The organism is Paraglaciecola sp. L3A3, from assembly GCF_009796765.1.
In the GTDB taxonomy this organism is placed as follows: Bacteria; Pseudomonadota; Gammaproteobacteria; order Enterobacterales; family Alteromonadaceae; genus Paraglaciecola.
On the sequence record NZ_CP047023.1, the window covers coordinates 1,128,178 to 1,146,208 of the forward strand.

Annotated in this window: 18 protein-coding genes; 10 read left to right on the forward strand and 8 right to left on the reverse strand. The window is 36.2% G+C overall.

What is annotated here, in order from left to right; genetic code table 11:
• Positions 1 to 124: 124 nt before the first annotated feature.
• The 6 genes from GQR87_RS04660 to galU all read left to right on the forward strand — a co-directional run bounded on the left by GQR87_RS04660 (position 125) and on the right by galU (position 7,995).
• A complete protein-coding gene (locus GQR87_RS04660) occupies positions 125 to 1,795 on the forward strand; it encodes a glycosyltransferase (RefSeq protein ID WP_233267399.1) in 1,671 nt (556 codons plus the stop codon).
• Positions 1,796 to 1,808: 13 nt separating this feature from the next.
• Positions 1,809 to 3,056, forward strand: a complete 1,248-nt coding sequence (locus GQR87_RS04665; RefSeq protein ID WP_158967034.1) for a DUF563 domain-containing protein — start codon at positions 1,809 to 1,811, stop codon at positions 3,054 to 3,056.
• 237 nt (positions 3,057 to 3,293) lie between these two features.
• A complete protein-coding gene (locus tag GQR87_RS04670) occupies positions 3,294 to 4,190 on the forward strand; it encodes a glycosyltransferase (protein WP_158967036.1) in 897 nt (298 codons plus the stop codon).
• Complete coding sequence (locus GQR87_RS04675) at positions 4,187 to 5,053, forward strand: glycosyltransferase family 2 protein (RefSeq protein ID WP_158967038.1); 867 nt, start codon at positions 4,187 to 4,189, stop codon at positions 5,051 to 5,053. The genes GQR87_RS04670 and GQR87_RS04675 overlap by 4 nt, the downstream gene beginning before the upstream one ends.
• 706 nt (positions 5,054 to 5,759) lie before the next feature.
• Complete coding sequence (locus GQR87_RS04680) at positions 5,760 to 7,100, forward strand: UDP-glucose/GDP-mannose dehydrogenase family protein (RefSeq protein WP_158967040.1); 1,341 nt, start codon at positions 5,760 to 5,762, stop codon at positions 7,098 to 7,100.
• Position 7,101: 1 nt separating this feature from the next.
• A complete protein-coding gene (gene galU / locus GQR87_RS04685; protein WP_158967042.1) occupies positions 7,102 to 7,995 on the forward strand; it encodes a UTP--glucose-1-phosphate uridylyltransferase GalU in 894 nt (297 codons plus the stop codon).
• Between the two features lie 61 nt (positions 7,996 to 8,056).
• Here galU and GQR87_RS04690 read toward each other — a convergent pair whose 3' ends face one another.
• The 5 genes from GQR87_RS04690 to queF all read right to left on the reverse strand — a co-directional run bounded on the left by GQR87_RS04690 (position 8,057) and on the right by queF (position 12,984).
• Entirely contained in the window at positions 8,057 to 8,365 is a 309-nt protein-coding gene (locus GQR87_RS04690) for a ComEA family DNA-binding protein (RefSeq protein WP_158967044.1), read from the reverse strand.
• Positions 8,366 to 8,471: 106 nt separating this feature from the next.
• Positions 8,472 to 10,208, reverse strand: a complete 1,737-nt coding sequence (locus tag GQR87_RS22140; RefSeq protein WP_199271689.1) for a hypothetical protein — start codon at positions 10,206 to 10,208, stop codon at positions 8,472 to 8,474.
• Between the two features lie 14 nt (positions 10,209 to 10,222).
• Positions 10,223 to 10,597, reverse strand: coding sequence for a DUF3192 domain-containing protein (locus tag GQR87_RS04700; RefSeq protein WP_158967046.1), 375 nt, complete (start codon positions 10,595 to 10,597; stop codon positions 10,223 to 10,225).
• Between the two features lie 118 nt (positions 10,598 to 10,715).
• The gene (gene ppnN / locus GQR87_RS04705) at positions 10,716 to 12,074 is read right to left on the reverse strand and encodes a nucleotide 5'-monophosphate nucleosidase PpnN (RefSeq protein ID WP_158967048.1); all 1,359 of its coding nucleotides are present in this window, start codon (positions 12,072 to 12,074) and stop codon (positions 10,716 to 10,718) included.
• Positions 12,075 to 12,141: 67 nt separating this feature from the next.
• The gene (gene queF / locus GQR87_RS04710) at positions 12,142 to 12,984 is read right to left on the reverse strand and encodes an NADPH-dependent 7-cyano-7-deazaguanine reductase QueF (protein WP_158967050.1); all 843 of its coding nucleotides are present in this window, start codon (positions 12,982 to 12,984) and stop codon (positions 12,142 to 12,144) included.
• A gap of 133 nt (positions 12,985 to 13,117) precedes the next feature.
• Between queF and syd the strand changes: the two genes are divergently transcribed.
• Positions 13,118 to 13,678, forward strand: a complete 561-nt coding sequence (gene syd / locus GQR87_RS04715) for a SecY-interacting protein (protein ID WP_158967052.1) — start codon at positions 13,118 to 13,120, stop codon at positions 13,676 to 13,678.
• Positions 13,679 to 13,719: 41 nt separating this feature from the next.
• On the opposite strand, the gene GQR87_RS04720 is transcribed toward syd, so the two are convergent.
• Positions 13,720 to 14,004: a hypothetical protein gene (locus GQR87_RS04720; RefSeq protein WP_158967054.1), complete on the reverse strand. Its 285-nt coding sequence runs from the start codon at positions 14,002 to 14,004 to the stop codon at positions 13,720 to 13,722.
• A 184-nt stretch (positions 14,005 to 14,188) separates the two neighbouring features.
• On the opposite strand from GQR87_RS04720, the gene GQR87_RS04725 reads away from it, so the two are divergent.
• On the forward strand, positions 14,189 to 14,833 hold the full coding sequence (locus GQR87_RS04725) for a GNAT family N-acetyltransferase (protein WP_158967056.1): 645 nt from the start codon (positions 14,189 to 14,191) through the stop codon (positions 14,831 to 14,833).
• 717 nt (positions 14,834 to 15,550) lie between these two features.
• Here the strand turns inward: GQR87_RS04725 and GQR87_RS04730 are convergent.
• Together GQR87_RS04730 and GQR87_RS04735 are read right to left on the reverse strand one after the other, a co-directional pair.
• Positions 15,551 to 15,856, reverse strand: coding sequence for a DUF3301 domain-containing protein (locus GQR87_RS04730; protein WP_158967058.1), 306 nt, complete (start codon positions 15,854 to 15,856; stop codon positions 15,551 to 15,553).
• Positions 15,853 to 16,878, reverse strand: a complete 1,026-nt coding sequence (locus tag GQR87_RS04735; protein WP_158967060.1) for a DUF3549 family protein — start codon at positions 16,876 to 16,878, stop codon at positions 15,853 to 15,855. Before GQR87_RS04735 ends, GQR87_RS04730 begins: the two co-directional genes overlap by 4 nt.
• A 67-nt stretch (positions 16,879 to 16,945) precedes the next feature.
• Here GQR87_RS04735 and GQR87_RS04740 point away from each other — a divergent pair, with 67 nt between their 5' ends.
• Entirely contained in the window at positions 16,946 to 17,266 is a 321-nt protein-coding gene (locus GQR87_RS04740; RefSeq protein WP_158967062.1) for a YqcC family protein, read from the forward strand.
• Positions 17,259 to 18,008 (forward strand): tRNA pseudouridine(65) synthase TruC, encoded by a 750-nt coding sequence (gene truC / locus GQR87_RS04745; RefSeq protein ID WP_158967064.1) that lies wholly within the window; start codon positions 17,259 to 17,261, stop codon positions 18,006 to 18,008. Before GQR87_RS04740 ends, truC begins: the two co-directional genes overlap by 8 nt.
• The last annotated feature ends 23 nt before the right edge of the window (positions 18,009 to 18,031 follow it).

Consider the following 18,031-nt stretch of genomic DNA (forward strand, 5'->3'; position numbering starts at 1 on the left):
TATCTGAACTTCAAATATTTTCAAGATAGGAGCAATTCTAATAAATAATAAATATTTTCGCTTACATTTTATGCGCTTCGTTAAGTTTATTGTTGGCTTATTTCCTACCGGTATTAAAGTTAGGATGAGAAAACAATTATGGCTTCACAATCTATATAGTAAAAGTTTACAACGTTCTGGGTTATTTTACGGTTTCCCATCGCCAGATAAATTGCAAAAGTTATATGTCAAAAATATAAGCTTGCAAACTACAGAGCTGCAAAAATTCACCGGAAAAGGTAATGAACTTGTCAATATTGTTATCATTTTATCTGGGGATATGGAACGTGACTTAAAGAGTATTCTGAGTCTCGACAAGGTAAATTTGATTAACACTATTTATCTTGTTGGAGAAAGCTCTTCTATCTTGCATTTAGAAAAGACAGCTAAAATTTCTGATTTTAAAATTAAAATAGAAAATATAAACCTAGTCGGGAAAAAAAATTCTTATTCACTATTAGTTATTAGAAGTGGCGATGTTTTACATCTGAACGCTATTGCAGCGTTTCAACATTATTCATTTAAAAATAATTTCCAGGAATCGGTATTTTATTGTGATTGTGATTATTTGGATGCAAAAGGGCAACGACATAAAGCTGAGTTTTATCCTGACTGGAATCCTGATCTGCAGTTGTCTAGTGGATATATTAAGACCGGGTTATTTGTTTCTGGACAAAATCTTGTTGAGAATTTTATTAATTTTATAAACCATATAGAGTTAGATGGTGCTTTGTCATTGTGGTTGGCTTCTCTTTATTTAACCGATACAGACTTTAAAATGGTTCATTTACCTTTTACTTTGGTTCATCAAAATACGGTGTATTCACCTGATTGGTTTAAGTGTTTACAAGTGTTGGATTTTGATCGGTTTACCATAAAAAAAGGGGTGGAAAAAAGCGTTGTTAAATTAGGTTGGAACAAAAATGTTTTACCTTTAATCTCTTTGATTATACCAACGAAAAATGCCAAATCATTAGTAAAAACTTGTATTGAGTCAATATTAGATAACACTACCTACGTTAATTATGAGATTTTATTGATTGATAATAATTCTGACGACCCAGAAGCCATTGCCTACTTCAGTTATATGGGTAAACATCCGAAAATTAGAATCTTATCTTATCCTCATTCGTTTAATTATTCAGCGATAAATAATTTTGCGGCTCAGCATGCAAAAGGAGACGTCATTGGGCTGGTCAATAATGATATTGAGGTAGTAACCCCTGAATGGTTGACCTACATGGTAGGCAATGTGGTACGGGACGATATTGGATGTGTAGGCGCGAAATTGATGTATCCTGATAATCGGATTCAACATGCTGGTGTTATAATGGGGTACGGAGGTGGTGCTGGACATGCACATAAGTATTTTCCTCGGTACCACACAGGATATTTAAATCGTTTAGTCGCCACACATAATTTCAGTGTGGTAACAGCCGCTTGCTTATTGGTTAAAAAATCCGATTATCTTGCTGTCGGAGGACTAAATGAAAATGATCTTGCTGTGGCTTTTAATGATGTGGATTTTTGTTTGCGAGTTTTACAACTTGGCCGTAGAAATTTATATTGCGCTGAAGCTATATTATATCATCATGAATCTGTTTCCCGAGGACTTGATGATACACACATAAAAAGAGAAAGGTTTGAACAAGAATTAACATATATCCAAAAAAAGTGGTCAGACTATATTGCCCATGATCCTGCCTATAATCCTAATTTAACCTTAAAGCGCGAAAATTTTTCTATCAAAGAGTAGGTTATATTGTTCGATGAAAACAACTTTCGATTATATCGATAAAGAAAATGTAGATATGATGTTATCTGCGAGTATTTGTGAGCTTAAGTATGCGACTGTCATTCCAATGATGCTTGGAAGTAAGCCTGATGAGATAAAGGGCGGAGTTATGCATTCAAGTATGGAATTGAAGTTTCACCAGTACCGTGGTGCTGCAGTCAACAAGAAGCAACAGTCTTTAGATTTGGTGACTGATTTAGGTTTTATCTCCTCAAAAAGTAGGTGTTATTTAAGCTTAAAAGGTACTTTTCTGTATGGTGGTCCTATTTTCAACAATTTTGGGCATTTTTTAGCTGAATGTATCCATCGATGCTGGGCTTTAGATTATGCGGAAAGCCAATTAGGGGTGAAAATTGATAAAGTATTATTTACGCCTCAAGTTAACCCATCATTTTCCTTTTTTTATAGTAAAATATATCATTTACCTCCTGTGTATTTAGAGGTTTTAAATTACCTTGGGATCCCTAAGCATAAAATTCGATGTGTGTTTTCACCGAAAACCTATGAAAAATTAATAGTTCCTCAACAAGCCAGTTTTTTTAGAGCGAAACAACCCGTTTCAAAAACTTACCTTAACTTTTTGGATAGATGTGAAGCTAAAAATGTAAATTCGATAAAGCAACGTTTATATAAAAAAGTGTATGTTAGTCGTAAGTATTTTGCACTTCGTGGTGCCTTCGCCGGAGAGTGTTATATAGAGGACTTTCTTATAAAAAATGGATTTCACATTTTTTATCCAGAACAACACTCTATTTTAACGCAGCTAAATATGTATAAGGGTGCACAGGAAATTATTTTTGCAGAAGGTGCAGCGTTACACATTTTAGAACTATTCGGACATGTGAATGCCCATATTTCTGTTTTATGTCGGCGAAGATTATGTCCTGAAGTCTTTCATTCCATTCTTAGTCCTAGAGTGAAATTTTTAACTTTTATGGCTGAAGTTGAGACTCTTCCGTCTTTATTCTTTCCTGATAATAGTAAAAAAGCGGCTCATGGTTCAGCGTTAAGTATCTTAGATACACAATCTTTATTAACATTCTTGGAAAGAACTCATCATTTGAGTATTGAACTCTTTGAGCAAAATAAATATCTAGCATCGGTTAAGCAGGACTTAAATAGATATTTAACTTATTACATGAGTAAAATTAATAAAGGAGAGTCGAAGAAGTTAGAAGCAGTAAAAAGGTTTAAAGTAGTGATGGATAAATACTCACTGTAATATTTGGGGAGAATTAAAGAATAGTTTGTGCATATTTGATTTTATTTCTGAGTGGGGATCAACTCATATCAATAGATGCTGATTCAGATAGAGTGTAATTCTACTTAATCATTATAATTATTGCCTATATAAATGTAGTACTTGGGAGGACAGTGAAAAAGTTGCTATACTGCAGCGCTTTTTTGATGGCTCTAGGTTTTTCAGTTCTGTTAATTATTCAACAAGGTTTCACTTAATTTGATAAATCAATTTACACTCATGTCTGAGGTTCACATACAACCATCAGTTGATGCTGTTGTCGCCATGGGGGTTTATATTGGCGATAAACCTTTGTGGGTTGAGCAAGCCGTGAATAGTTTGGTTTACCAAACTTATAAAAAACATGTTATCGCAATTGTTATCGATGGTGATGTTTCGGATGAAATACTGACCTTCCTAGTTGATATATCAAAGAAGACAGATAATATCTTATTGATTAAAAATGATGCTAATCGGGGATTAAGTGTCTGTATGAACTATGTTGTTGATTGGACGCTTGCAAATTTTAAGTCTGCTAAATATTTTTTTCGCATGGATGCCGATGACATCTCCGAACCTAACAGACTGGAAAAGCAGATTCATTTTTTACAAAAACATGCAAAAATTTCTATTTTGGGTAGCGGGTTGACAGAGGTCAATGAATTAGGTGAAAAAGTTGGTCAAAGAAAACTGCCTAAAAAACATAGTGAAATCATGAGGTTTTTACCAAAACGATGTTCGATAAATCACCCAACAGTCGCTATACGCATGAGTGTTTTTGAAAAAGGTTTTCGTTATAGGGAAAATTTTATGAATACTCAGGATTATTTCTTCTGGGTTGACCTAGCTGCAGCCGGTTTTAAATTTGCCAATTTAAGTGATAAATTACTCAAATTTAGACGAGTCAATGATTTCTACAAAAGGCGTGGCTTAAGTAAATCTATTAATGAATTTAAAGCTCGTTTTTACGCAATGAGAGTGCTAAAACGCTACAGTCTAGGTAATGTTTTTTATGCTTTTGTAGTATTAACACTAAGATTAATGCCAGCACGTATAGTTAAAATAGCGTATAAAGTAGATCGATATTTTTTGAACAAAGGCGTAATTCACGATTGATCGGCGCGACTATAATTTTATACAAACCTGAGTTGACTCAAACTTTACCTTTAATATTAAGTGTTTTAGAGCAAGTTGATGTGCTGAGTATTGTTGATAACTCGCCGGTGCCTACCGAACTTTCTCTAGTTCATGACAAGTTGCATTACCATCATTTTCCAAACAATATTGGTATTGCTGCCGCCCACAATATTGGACTTAGAGATTTAAAAGCAGCTGATTGCGAATACGGTATTTTACTTGATCAAGATAGTTCAATAGATGATGATTTTGCCTTTCGCTTATCGTCTTTAATGGTAGCTTCTCGTATTGAGAAAAGACCCTTGGTTGCAATTGGGCCTAGAATTATTTGCTCATTTACAGATAAAACAGTGAAACCTCGTGTACAGCGAGAAATTTCAGTTTATGAAGATTTAGTTTGTGTCACACAAATTATTTCCTCTGGAATGATGATTGATCTGTCTAAGTTAGACAGGATTGGTTTTAAAGATGAATCATTATTTATAGATGGCGTTGACCATGAGTGGTGCTGGCGAGCTAAGCAGCTTAATCAGTTGGTTGCTATCGCTGAAAAAGTAGAAATGGTTCATCAACTGGGAGATGCTCGGCATAAATTTGCTGGGGTAACTTATAAAGTAGGCTCGCCTATTCGTCTATATTATCAATTTCGCAATATATTGATTTTAAGTCGCAGAGGTTATGTGCCATGGTATTGGAAATCTCGAAACCTTATGTGCATGCCAATCCGCTTTTTTGCTAACGCCTTTTTGCAAACTAATAGGCTGATGCGTATAAAATTTATGTGCTGTGGGGTTATTGATGGGCTACTAAAGCGTGATGGGTCATTCCATGAAAATTGGTAACGTTTTTTGTTTCTAACAAAATTAGAAGAAGTTGTCTTATCTGCTCCTAATTATTAATACTTTTCTAAATTAGATACTGTAGTAAAGGATGATAATTTTATCGCTTGTCAGAATAGCTAACCTGAGTCCTAGATAAGAAGTATCGTCCAATCTTAATTTATTATTATAATTTAAGAACTTAATAAAATGCACCCAATTCACTTCACCTAAATGCTTACTCGGTGACGAAATTTTTCGTGTATAGCAAGGCGGATTGCCTTACGTAATAACGTGTTATTGCTAGACAATCCAACGCCGCTAGGCACAAAAAGAGCGTTATCGAGAGGTTCGGCTTATCCAGTATTCAGGTTAGCTACACATTCACCATCAATTATGGCCTCGTCTTTAACCTCAATTGAATCTACTTTTCTGATTAACGATTAATTTTTCATCAGACCTGAAAGTTTAAATAGGATAAATTACCGTAGAGCAGCTTTTACTAGTAAGTCAGTCTACCTCAAAGGTCGATTCTTATAGCTCTCGCTAATAGAATTTTGTCATATTCATATGAAATAATGAATTTATCTGCTGACTACTTTATAATCCGCGCAGAGTAGGGCATTTATTTGAGTCAGGGCTTGTGTTTATAGGTGGTTTTTGCTCTTATTAAGCGTTTTCATGGCATAAAGAATGTTAGACCAAGAATTTATTAAGGAATTTTAGTTAAATGAAAGTAACGGTATTTGGAATTGGTTATGTTGGTTTAGTGCAAGCCGCTGTTATGGCTGAAGTGGGTCATGATGTAGTTTGTGTTGATGTTGATCAAAATAAAGTTGATAGATTAAAAGAAGGACATATTCCTATCTATGAACCTGGCTTAACGCCTTTGGTTACCTCTAACTATGAAGCTGGAAGAGTGGATTTTACTACTGATGCGGCATACGGCATTGAGCACGGAGAAGTTATTTTTATCGCTGTTGGAACGCCTCCTGATGAAGATGGTTCTGCGGATCTTAAGTATGTGTTGGCTGTAGCTGAAACAGTTGCGGATCACATGCAGTCTCATAAAATTATTATTAATAAGTCTACTGTGCCTGTGGGTACGGCGGATAAAGTGAGTGCCAAGGTAGCTGAAACCCTAGCTAAACATAATAAATCACTTACTTATGATGTGGTATCTAACCCTGAATTTCTAAAAGAAGGGGCGGCGGTTAATGACTGTATGCGTCCAGACCGTATTATTTTAGGTACCGACAGTGAAAGTGCAGAGAAAAAACTGCGTGAGCTGTATTCTCCTTTCAATCGTAACCATGACAAAATAATTGTGATGGATATTCGCAGTGCTGAGCTAACCAAGTATGCAGCTAACTGTATGTTGGCGACTAAAATCAGCTTTATGAACGAAATGTCTAACTTGGCAGAAGTATTCGGTGCTGATATCGAAAATGTTCGTCGTGGTATTGGTTCAGATCCTCGTATTGGGTATCAATTTATCTATCCTGGTTGTGGCTATGGCGGTTCGTGTTTCCCTAAAGATGTGCAAGCGCTCGCTCGTAGTGCAAGCCAAGCTGGTTACACAGCACAAATTCTTGAGTCAGTCGAAGCGGTTAACTACAAACAAAAAGAAAAATTATTTTCTTATATTTCTCGTCATTTTTCTGGCGACTTAAAAGGCAAGACGGTTGCGCTATGGGGACTTTCATTTAAACCCAATACAGATGATATGCGTGAGTCCTCAAGCCGAGTGTTAATGGAAGCTTTATGGGAAGCAGGCGCCAAAGTAAAAGCCTATGATCCAGAAGCGATGGAAGAAACCCAACGAATTTATGGTTCTCGCGATGAGTTGTCGTTGATGGGGACTAAAGAAGCCGCACTTGAAGGTGCTGATTTCTTAGTGATATGCACAGAATGGCAAGCTTTCAGAGCACCAGATTTTGAACTAATTAAAGAGAAACTGACTTATCCATTATTATTTGATGGGCGTAATTTATTTGAGCCTAAATTAATGATGGAATACGGATTGCACTATTACGCAATTGGTAGAGGTTTATCGGTTAAGGAGCAGTAAAATGGGACAAGTAAAAAAAGCAGTGATACCAGTTGCAGGTTTGGGAACCAGAATGTTGCCAGCCACTAAGGCAATTCCAAAAGAGATGTTACCTGTAGTAGACAAGCCACTTATTCAATATGTAGTTAGTGAATGTGTACAGGCAGGGATCAAAGAAATTATTTTGGTTACACATGCTAGTAAAAACAGCATCGAAAACCATTTTGATACAAGTTTTGAACTAGAAGCCACCCTAGAAAAAAGGGTTAAGCGTCAACTTCTAGAAGCTGTACAAGCCATTATACCTAAAGATGTGACTATTATGCATGTCCGTCAAGGCGTAGCTAAAGGATTAGGTCACGCAGTCTTGTGTGCACGTCCTATGGTTGGTGATGAACCTTTTGCAGTTGTGTTACCTGATGTCATTATTGATGAATACACCAGTAATCTGAAAAAAGATAACTTGGCAGATATGGTATCTAAATATAATACCAGTCGAGTAAGCCAGATTATGGTTGAAAGTGTGCCGCATGAAGAAGTGAATAAGTATGGTGTGGTTGACTTAGAAGGTTTAGATATTAAATCTGGCGAGTCGGGCAAAATTTACGGTATGGTTGAAAAGCCTGCTATAGAGGAAGCTCCATCTGATCTTGCTGTTGTTGGCCGTTATGTGCTTTCTGAAAAAATCTGGGACTTATTAGAGTTCACTCCTCCTGGAGCTGGTGACGAAGTTCAACTGACTGATGCCATCGCGTCTTTGATGAATATGGAACAAGTTGATGCTTATTACATGAAGGGCAGCAGCCATGATTGTGGTAGTAAGTTAGGTTATATGACCGCTAATGTAGAATATGCATTACGTCACCCAGAATTAGGCGCAGAATTTAAATCGTTTTTACAAGGTTTAAAACTCTAGTTATAGCCCTTAGTTTGCAAGATGCCGGAAGTACCTATTGTTCTAGGTACTTCCGATTTAGCTAACCTAAAGTTAATAGATTTCTAAATTTATTAATCATTTTTTTACCCACACCTTTTACATTGGCTAAATCATCTATCGACTTAAAATTACCATTTTTTTTACGGTAGTCGATAATAGCAGCGGCTTTTTTCTTTCCTACCCCAGGTAACGTGACCAACTGTTCTAATGACGCAGTGTTCAAGTTAATTTTATTTGATTGCATTTGGCTTGATGAAACTTTGGTTTTTGCTGGTTCAGCAATGGCCTGAGTGCTAGATAAGCCGAGCAATACTACGGAAAGTAAAATTATATGGATGTGTTTTTTCATAACTTAATTCCTTCTGATAGATTCCATTGTGATGCAATTACATCGAAATAAATGTAGTTCAGACTTTTTATTTGGTAAAGAAAAGTAATAAATTATCGTCAGAAAGTTACGAATAGAGTGGTGAAAAGGTGGAGGTATTATTGATGCTGAGTTCACAGATATTATTAATATCACCGGTTTTTAAGCCAAGTTCTAGTTTTGCCAATTCTATGTATTGCTCAGTTTCAGTACAGGTTTGTATATTAGTAAAGTACCTGTTTTTACTGATTGCCAGACTCAATCCCAATATATAACCAAGCTGTTTTTCTAATATTTTACTGTTAGCTAATTGTGGTGCATCAAATAGTTTAAGACTATTGATAATTAATTTATTTTGTTGCCATGCTTGTGCAAGAGTTACCCCGTCATTTTTAAGCGTTTGGTTGTCTTTTACATCGATTAAACTGACTAATTTATAATGTTGTTTTTGTCCGAGTGGCCAGTTAGTTAACTTTCTAATTGAAGGTAGAGTGAATAACCTTGATAGTAAAAAATATACGGCACTGCTGGCCACTCCCGTTGGTATGTTTTTAGCTTTGGCCTTGAGAGCCACTTTTTCTGCAATTTCAGCACATAAATGAGTGAAAGCTAAAAAAGACTTTTGTAATGGGAAATAATCCTGAGTAAGTCGTAAAAGCAAAGAGTATTCTAATAACAAATAACTAGTACGTTCGTAGCCAAGCATCGCTAAACCAAGCTGGGTAGAATCTATGTTTTGGTTTTTTCTATTTTGACTGCTTGCTTTTAATTGTAATTGTTGGATATATGCGGGCTCTTGTTCTATCGCTTTAGTGATGACAGAAATATCGGTGTCTATATTATTTAATTGATCTTGGATCACCAATAAAGACGATGGCGCTACTTTCATAGGTAAATGTTTTTCAAAAGGACTAACAGCTTGAATATATGGATTTTCCGTATAAAAATGTTCTAGTTTGCCATTCCACCATAGATCCAACTTTTTTAAGTTGTTGAGCGCTTGGTTTGCATAACTCCGAGATAAATTAGGTACTTCTATGACCTGTATTTGAGCTTTAGAGCGAGTCTCGTTTATCGGTTTAGTGACAACCCCGGATTGGCTTACAGATAAAATGATAAATAAATCACCTTGGCTTTGTTTGATAAAACTACCTGGTGGTGACAGGGTAGGGTAGACCATTAATGGCGTTAAATTTTTATACCAACTATCAGGACAGAGTAAACAAATTTGTTTAAAAGCCATAGCAAATTTTATAGGTTTAAATTTTTTATTAGGCGTGCATAACAGTGCTAATTTGATGGCTATGTAATTGATGCTCTGCATAATCGTAAATTGCGATAGTTTGGATGGTTTTACGACATGCATGTGAGGAAATATAGCGATACTAGATAACCAGATGTGTTGACTATTCTTGTTGAGTAATTGTTTAATACTTTTGCTATTTTTGATTTTGTTGGGCGGTGAAATATTATCTTCAACAGTGCTTAAGTAAAAGTCACGGATACTATCTTGTTGGCTAGCTAATAGACTAATACTGGCAGACATTAGTTGTATAGTTATAGATGCATCTAAGCGGTTACGTACTCCCATTAAACATGTGTAGACAGCTGCGTTAAATATGAGGTTATCGCAATAAGATAATTGGCTTTTATATAGTTGAGATTGAGAAAATACAAGATCTGGAGACAGTTTCGCAGCTTGGTATAACTTGACACATAATGAATACGTAGCCTTTAGGTGAGCTTGGGTAAAAGCTGTTGTGTCATACGCATTTACTAATTTAGCTAGGGAAATATAGTGTTGTTTGATAATTTCGCTAGACATAAAAGGGCTCAAATTTATCCATCGATAAAGACTTGATACGCTTGATTACCCAAGGCAACAAGTTTGTTATTTTCGAATAATAGAGGTGTGCATTCGTCCTGGGTAGTCATGCCATCATCTTCGATGTAGCGAGTCCGATAAAACATAATCTGCCATTGGGTGTTATTAGCACGTTTGGCTTCTGTTATGTCAGGCGAGCCTAACAATTCTAATATCATTTTTTTAGTGGTACCCAGTTCAATTTTAGATATTTGAATTTGATTGTATTCTTGACGATCTTTCCAGCCCATATCGTGCGGGGTGTCGGGATAAAAATTAAGTACTGCGATGGCAAAAATGGCGTACGAAAACACGCCTACACTTAGCCATAAAATTATGTTTTTATTCATTAATTTGTATCTACCAATAAACCATTTGTATCATATAAAATTCTCAGTTTGATTACTGTGAATTGAACGTGAAATATAGGTAAGTTAGCCGAAATTCGCAGTACTTTATCCATTTTTATTATTTTTTGATTTGATAACAAGGTACATAATTACTGCCTGGTAACTTCATTCTTTGTTGTTGTACAAAAGACTCTAGTAACTTGTCCATCATATCCATTAATTTAGGCTCGCCAGTTAACTGGAACGGCCCTTTTTCTTCAATTTCTTTAACACTCTCCGCTTTTACATTTCCAGCCACTATGCCAGAGAAAACTTGACGTAATGCAGCCGCTAATTCTGTTTTAGGTTGCTCAAAATGTAAATTGAGTTTGGCCATATTTTCATGACTAGGAGTAAATGGTGTCTGAAATTGAGGGCCGATTTTTAATGACCAATTAAAGTCATAAGAATCGCCGACTTCTTTTCTATAGTGACGGATGTTTTTTTGTTTTTGCTTAATAATACGGGCTACTTTATTTGCATCGCCTACAACTATCTCATATAAACTTTGCGCTTCAGGACCTAAAGTTGCGCCAATAAAATTGTCGATTGACTCAAAGTATTCTTTACTTTGTTCTGGGCCCGTTAGAATGATAGGTAACACTTGTTTAGCATTTTGTTCATCTAACATTATGCCTATTAAATACAATAATTCTTCAGCTGTTCCAGCTCCACCAGGAAAAATCACTATGGCATGAGATAGTCGAATAAATGCTTCAAGACGTTTCTCGATGTCAGGCATGATAACTAATTCATTTACTATCGCGTTAGGTGGTTCGGCAGCAATAATGCCTGGTTCAGTTAAGCCTAAGTAGCGACCTATTTTGTATCTTTGTTTTGCATGACCAATAGTCGCCCCTTTCATTGGCCCTTTCATGGCTCCAGGCCCGCAACCGGTACAAATGTTTAGTCTGCGTAAACCTAATTGGTAGCCTACTTCTTTAGTGTATTGATATTCAACTGTGCCAATGGAATGGCCGCCCCAGCAGACCACCATATTAAGTTCTGCGCTACATGTAATAGCTTGTGCGTGACGTAACATATCAAACACACTATGGGTGATAAAATTTGAATCTGAGGGGAAATTTAAGGATTGAGCAGAATACTTAGCTCCCGTGTACAGTAAGTCTCGTAATGCAGAAAATAAATGTTCATGTACCCCTTGGATCAGTTCTCCATCAACAAATGCGATGTCGGGTGGGTTAAGTAATTCAATCTTCACTCCCCGTTCACGAATAATTAGATTAATGTTGAAATCACGGTGTGGAGCAAAAATGCTTTCACTATTGTCGATCTCAGCACCACTATATAAAACAGCTAAACAACAGTTTCGAAACAATTTATAAAGTTCACCATTGGCAGATTGATTGAGTAAATCTACTTCCAATTGAGAGAGCTGATTCATTGTTCCTACAGGATTAAGCTGAATGTTCTGCATAGATTTATTGACCTTCTTTTTGGCTTGTCAGATGAGAGCGGATTAAAATACAACAATAAGGCAAACCTTATTGTCTCGCGAGTCTAGTTTCAGAATAGATATTTTCAAAGTTACTTCTGAATGGATTAATATCTAATCCGCCTCTACGAGTATAACGAGCATAAACGGTTAATTTGTTGGGTTTACAATATTGCATGATGTCGCAAAAAATTCGTTCAACACATTGTTCATGGAATTCATTGTGCTGCCTAAAAGATATTAAATATCGAAGTAAACTCTCATGGTTGATTTTTTTTCCTTGATAACGAATTAACACACTCCCCCAGTCAGGTTGATTAGTGATCAGGCAGTTCGATTTCAGTAAATCACTGGTTAATGTTTCTTCGCTGTCTATATTTTCTGTACTAAGAATGGCAGGGGTTAACGAATAGTTATCTATTTCAATATCTAAACTATCGATAGATAGACCATCAAATTGACCAATATGTAGTGTATTAAAATCTTTTGCAGAAAATAATTCTACTTTAACTGTTTCCCCAGCACAGACCGATAAATCTTTAATCAGTAAAGATTTAACTTCATCAACGCTAGATATTTTGCTTTGATTAAAACTATTTAGATATAGTTTGAATGATTTTGATTCTACTAAATTGGTCGAAGATGCGGGAATTTCACAGCGTAAAATAGCCACTTGTGGTTTGCCTTTGGCGTTTAACCAAGATAACTCATAGCCATTCCAGCGGTCACAACCAGTAAAAGGTAAATGATTGTTTTCAAGTTTAATTTCTTGTCTATTCATACTTCTTGGCACAGCCTGTAATAAAGAAGGTGAATAGATTTCTTTATACTCAGTTGCTTTACCCAAGCCCAACTCTGCAAGTGAAGTGACAGTTTCTATTTTTTCGCTCACGTTAAATTTATTCCAATATTTTCTACTAGTTGACAGTTTACCCTATGACATCTTGTGTCAATAGGCTAGGTATTTCATTTTTTACTCATAATGGTACATTACCCGCAAATTCATTTTAGAAAAGAGTAACTTCATGGATCAGGATGTAGTTAAAGCATTAGACCAATTTATCAATAACTATGTTTCTGCCGCCGAAAAAAGTGCTAACGCTTTAACGGTTGAATATGACCCCGCTTGGCCTTCAGAGTGCTGTGTCGTTGCAGATGATAGTGTACACGAAGTCTGTTGGCAGCCTAAGTTACGCAGTGATAAAGCTGATTTTTCTGGTTTAGAAAAAGCATTAGAATTAACCATTCATTCTGACTTAAAACTTTTTTATGGCAGATATTGGAGTGATAACTTAAATGCTCAATCCGCTAAAGGCGCATTACAATTGCTGCAAGCATGGAATCTAGAAGACTTTGAACGCTTACAGCAAAATTTGGTAGGGCACATTTTAATGAAACGTCGCCTAAAACAAGCAGAAACTTTGTTTTTTGCGGTCACAGATGAAGAAGATTTTATTTTAACGTTAAATAATGCAACGGGCGAAGTATTACTCGAACAAGTAGGACTGAAATCAAATAATATTCTTGCACCAAGCTTAGCTGAATTTATTCAATCACTTGAACCTGATTTGCCAGCTAGTGAATAGTCATGGTTTTTGTTAACAAGGCTATTATTTAGTTATCCAGATTATTGACGCTGCAGATTTGCTAGTTGTTGCATAACGGAGGCTAATTGGCGTTCTAACTCTTCAACTCTCTGTTCTAAAGATTTTTCGCTTTGTGGGGCGAGTTCAGTTGGCAGAATATCTTTTTTCTCTTTGCTTGGACTTGACTTCCAGCGTTGTAAACCTTTTATAACTTCAGGGATGGATAATGGTTTATTAGCTAGGTTTCTGACTAAGGCTACTGAAGGTGTCTTTCCACTTTTTTTCAGTTCCAAACAAAGGTTAAATATGTAATCTAAGTTGCTCATATCTTGGGGGGATTCAAATTTTTAAGTTAGCTAAGTTTACCAAGCTTTGTTGACGACTCTACTTTTATCTTACAATAGTTTTTTAACAAAAAAACAACATTTAATGGTCTTTCATTCAATTCAAGATTAACAAGTGATTTATCATAAGGTACAGTGTAGTTAAAATCTAAGTGAGTAAAAATATATGACTGAGTTACATGATGAATGTTTGGCTGATCCTTCAGAAATTAAAGCTGTGTATTTGGCTGCGGAAGATCTAAAAATTGCCGCATCAATTTTGTATCTTGCTTATCATGACGATCCTTTATTTGTTGATATCTTTCAATACGAAAAAGAAGGATACGAATCACGCCTTCGGTCTGCTATCCGTGAAGAGCTAAATGCTTTTTGGCAAGCTAAGCAGCCTATGATTGGTTTATTTGACGGTGATAGATTATTGGCTGTAGCTTGTGTTATGAGTCCGGATGCTGCGCTAAGTCCGAATAGATTTTGGCATTGGCGTCTTAAAATGCTGTTAACCGCTGGTTTTTTAGGTACTAAACAAATGGTTGATAAAGAAACAAAGGTTAAACTACATATACCTGCCGAACGTTATCATATGTTGTCATTAATTGGTGTTCACCCAGATCAACAAGCTCATGGCTTAGGTCATGTCTTGATGGGCGCTATTGATAGTATTATGCTTGAAGATCCAGAAAGTGAAGGTGTTGGTATGTTTGTCACTTTACCTAAATGTTTATCTTTTTTTGAAGATGGCAACTATAAATTAGTTGAAGAACTGCAAGTGGGGCGCATAAAAGGTCACCTAATGTTTAGATATCGAGATTAGGTTAAAAATCCGTGTAAGATTACTCCCTATTGCGTGTAAGATATTTCGTACAAACCTGTAAGTAAAAACCTCAATTATAAGTATACTTTTACTTACTTCTTTTTTAAGTTGCTGTATTTAAAGCCAATAATATTCACCATATTTTTTCTGTGTATATATTTCCATTTTATTCAAATTTTCTCCTCGCATAATCTTTTAGATCATCTATCTTTATATCCGTCACAAGGAAACACGACGAGTCAGGATGACACAAGGACGACTCAGGATGACTTCAGGGTTGAAGGGAAAGTTCATAGGACGTGAACTTAAAAGGACTGGATACTATAAGGGAAATACCTCGTGAGGATTACGAGTAGGGTAAGGATAAAAGGAGCTTAGGAAGAGCCTTTGTCAGGATGACAAAGAATGGAATGGACACACAGTGATGTGTAGCTTGTTAAGGATTAGCAAGTAAAGGAGTTAGGACACACCTGGAAGGTGCCTTGTTTGGAGACAAGATAAATGGATAAAGGACTCACTCAGGATGAGTGGCTCATCGGGATGAATGAGACTGGAGGGAATAGCATAGCTCGGATATGCTTAAGATGGATTTGCAACGGAGAGCAGAGAAGGACCCTCAAAATTCTTCAAAGGGCGTGTCTTAAAAAATTTTAAGTCACGCCTTTTTCATATCTGGGCTGATGTAATACCTTAGTAGCTGCAAGCTAGAACGCCCTATTATTGAACTCGGTACGCCGGAGTATCAGTATCTAATACTGTTAACCCTGCCATAGAAACTTTACCTTGATAACATTCTTCGCCATTTCCAGAAAACTCAAATACAAATACACTTTGAAAATCGAGTTTGCCACGATAACTGCCTATCCGTGTTTTATCTCGAGCAACGCTAATAAGTTGTAATTGTCTCGTTTCACAGTAGTTTTCTAAATAGTCTTTTACTGATTCAGAAATAGCTCTTAGTCTCCAAAAGCTGGCGACTACCAGTAAAATAATAATTAGAAGTACTAGATCGTATAAATTCATGCTGATTGTTGTCCAAATAATAAGCCTATTGCTTGGGTAAGTTGAGGGCTTTTTTCAGGCCATCTTAGTATGCTCAGCATAGTTTCTCTAATTTCAGGTATTTGTACTAAATCAGAATATAATCCTATAAAAGTTTCAGGACCCATTTCTGCAAGTAGTTGAATATATTGTTTGAGCAGGTTTTCGTTGTTTAAGTGAGTCCAATGCCTTGCTGCTATTAACATTAATATGTCTAGTGTAATACCTTGTGGTGACATTAACACCGATATTAAAAACTCTTGGATCTTTTGTTGCTCTTGTCCTTGGCAAAGAGCCCTTAAAGTCGCCGCTAAACGATTTTGATTATTATCTTGCTGCTGGCACCAAGTTATTAGATGTTCACATAAGGTCGAGTTTAATTGATGATTTTCTAAAGAAGCACACAGGGCATATTGCATTTCAGGCGCTACATCATTGAATTTCTTGATAAATAACTCGGAAGAGGCGACTGTTGATATTGTCGCGCAAAAATCAGCGATACCTTGCACAGGTATAGTTTGCCAATCATTTTTTTGCGGGGCGTTTAAATAATCTATGACTTTTTCAATATGTTCAGAAGTTGCAAGATCAATGGATAGACGACAAATACTATTAAAGTCTGCTAATTGGTTTTGATTTGGCACAAAGGTAAATGGGTTTTCAGGTAATTGATTGTTAGGATTGTTTTTATTATCTAACTGTTGGCCTAAAGCCTCTACCACTATCTGTAAAAACTGTTGTCTGCCAGCAGGAATGATTAATCCTTTTTCGTCTATAGGCAATTTTACAAACCAAATATATTGTTCGCTGCTCGCTTGTTTATTAAAAAATAAGATCCCGTACCAAGCGTGTTGTTGTCTTGGGTAAGGGGCTGGTATTAAACCATTTTCAATTTCTAAAAATGTTTGTGAAGTAACAGGTCTAATTGCTCTGCCCATATCGAAAATTCGATAATCGGTACCTGCATGTAATAAAAATTCGCTGATTGTATCTATTTGACTCATGTTATTCTTAATAATGAAAATAATTTAAATGGATGAGGTCTTTCCTCAAAACTTATGGTGAGCGATCATGCCACGTAGTCATAAAGAAGTCGAAACACTACTTATAAAATTAGAGCACAGTTTGAAAAATTCGCATTTATGGTCAGAAACAGAACCGGCGGCAGAAGCGTTTACCAGTATAATGCCGTTTGCTTATGACACTATGTCTTTAGAAAACTGGTTACAGTTTATTTTTATCCCTAAAATGTACGATCTCATAGAAAAAAATGCGGCTCTGCCTAACAACATGAGTTTATACCCTATTGCTGAAATGCACTTTTCTAATCTGAAAAGTCGCCAAGCTTTGCTTAACACCATAGAACAAATAGATAGGATTTTTAATGACTGATTTATCTATTATTTATCAAGATGAATATATGGTAGCCATTAATAAACCTGCAGGTTTGTTAGTTCATAGAAGTATGCTTGACAAGCATGAAACTGAGTTTGCTATGCAGATGGTGCGTGATCAAATCGGTCAGCATGTGTTTCCGGTACATAGATTAGATCGGCCCACATCTGGGGTATTAGTCTTTGCCTTATCTGTCGAGGTTGCCAGAAGCTTAAACGAGCAGTTTGCCACGCAGACCATTGATAAAACCTATTTGGCGATTGTCCGAGGCCATACACCTGAAAAGGGTGAGATTAATTATGCATTAAAGGAAAAATTGGACAAGATTGCTGATAAATTAGCAAAACAGGATAAACCTGCCCAAGACGCTTTTAGCTATTACACTCGTTTAGCTACATTTGAGTTACCTTTTGCCGTAGGCCGTTATGCAACTGCTCGATATTCTTTAGTGAAGTTAATGCCCAAAACGGGACGTAAACATCAATTACGTCGGCACATGGGCCATATAAATCATCCAATTGTTGGCGATACCACTCATGGTGATGGCAAACACAATGCTTTTGTCCGCCAACAGTTTGGCTTAAATCAATTGGCACTAACCTGTAAGTCTATGCAAATGCATCATCCCGTTTCGGGAAAGATAATCAAATTGACTTGTGAATTTGATAAAAACTTAGTGACCATACTAGAAAAATGGCAACTTAGCCTCCATCAATTACAACAGATAAATCAACTTTAAGTACCTTTCAATAAACGGGTTAT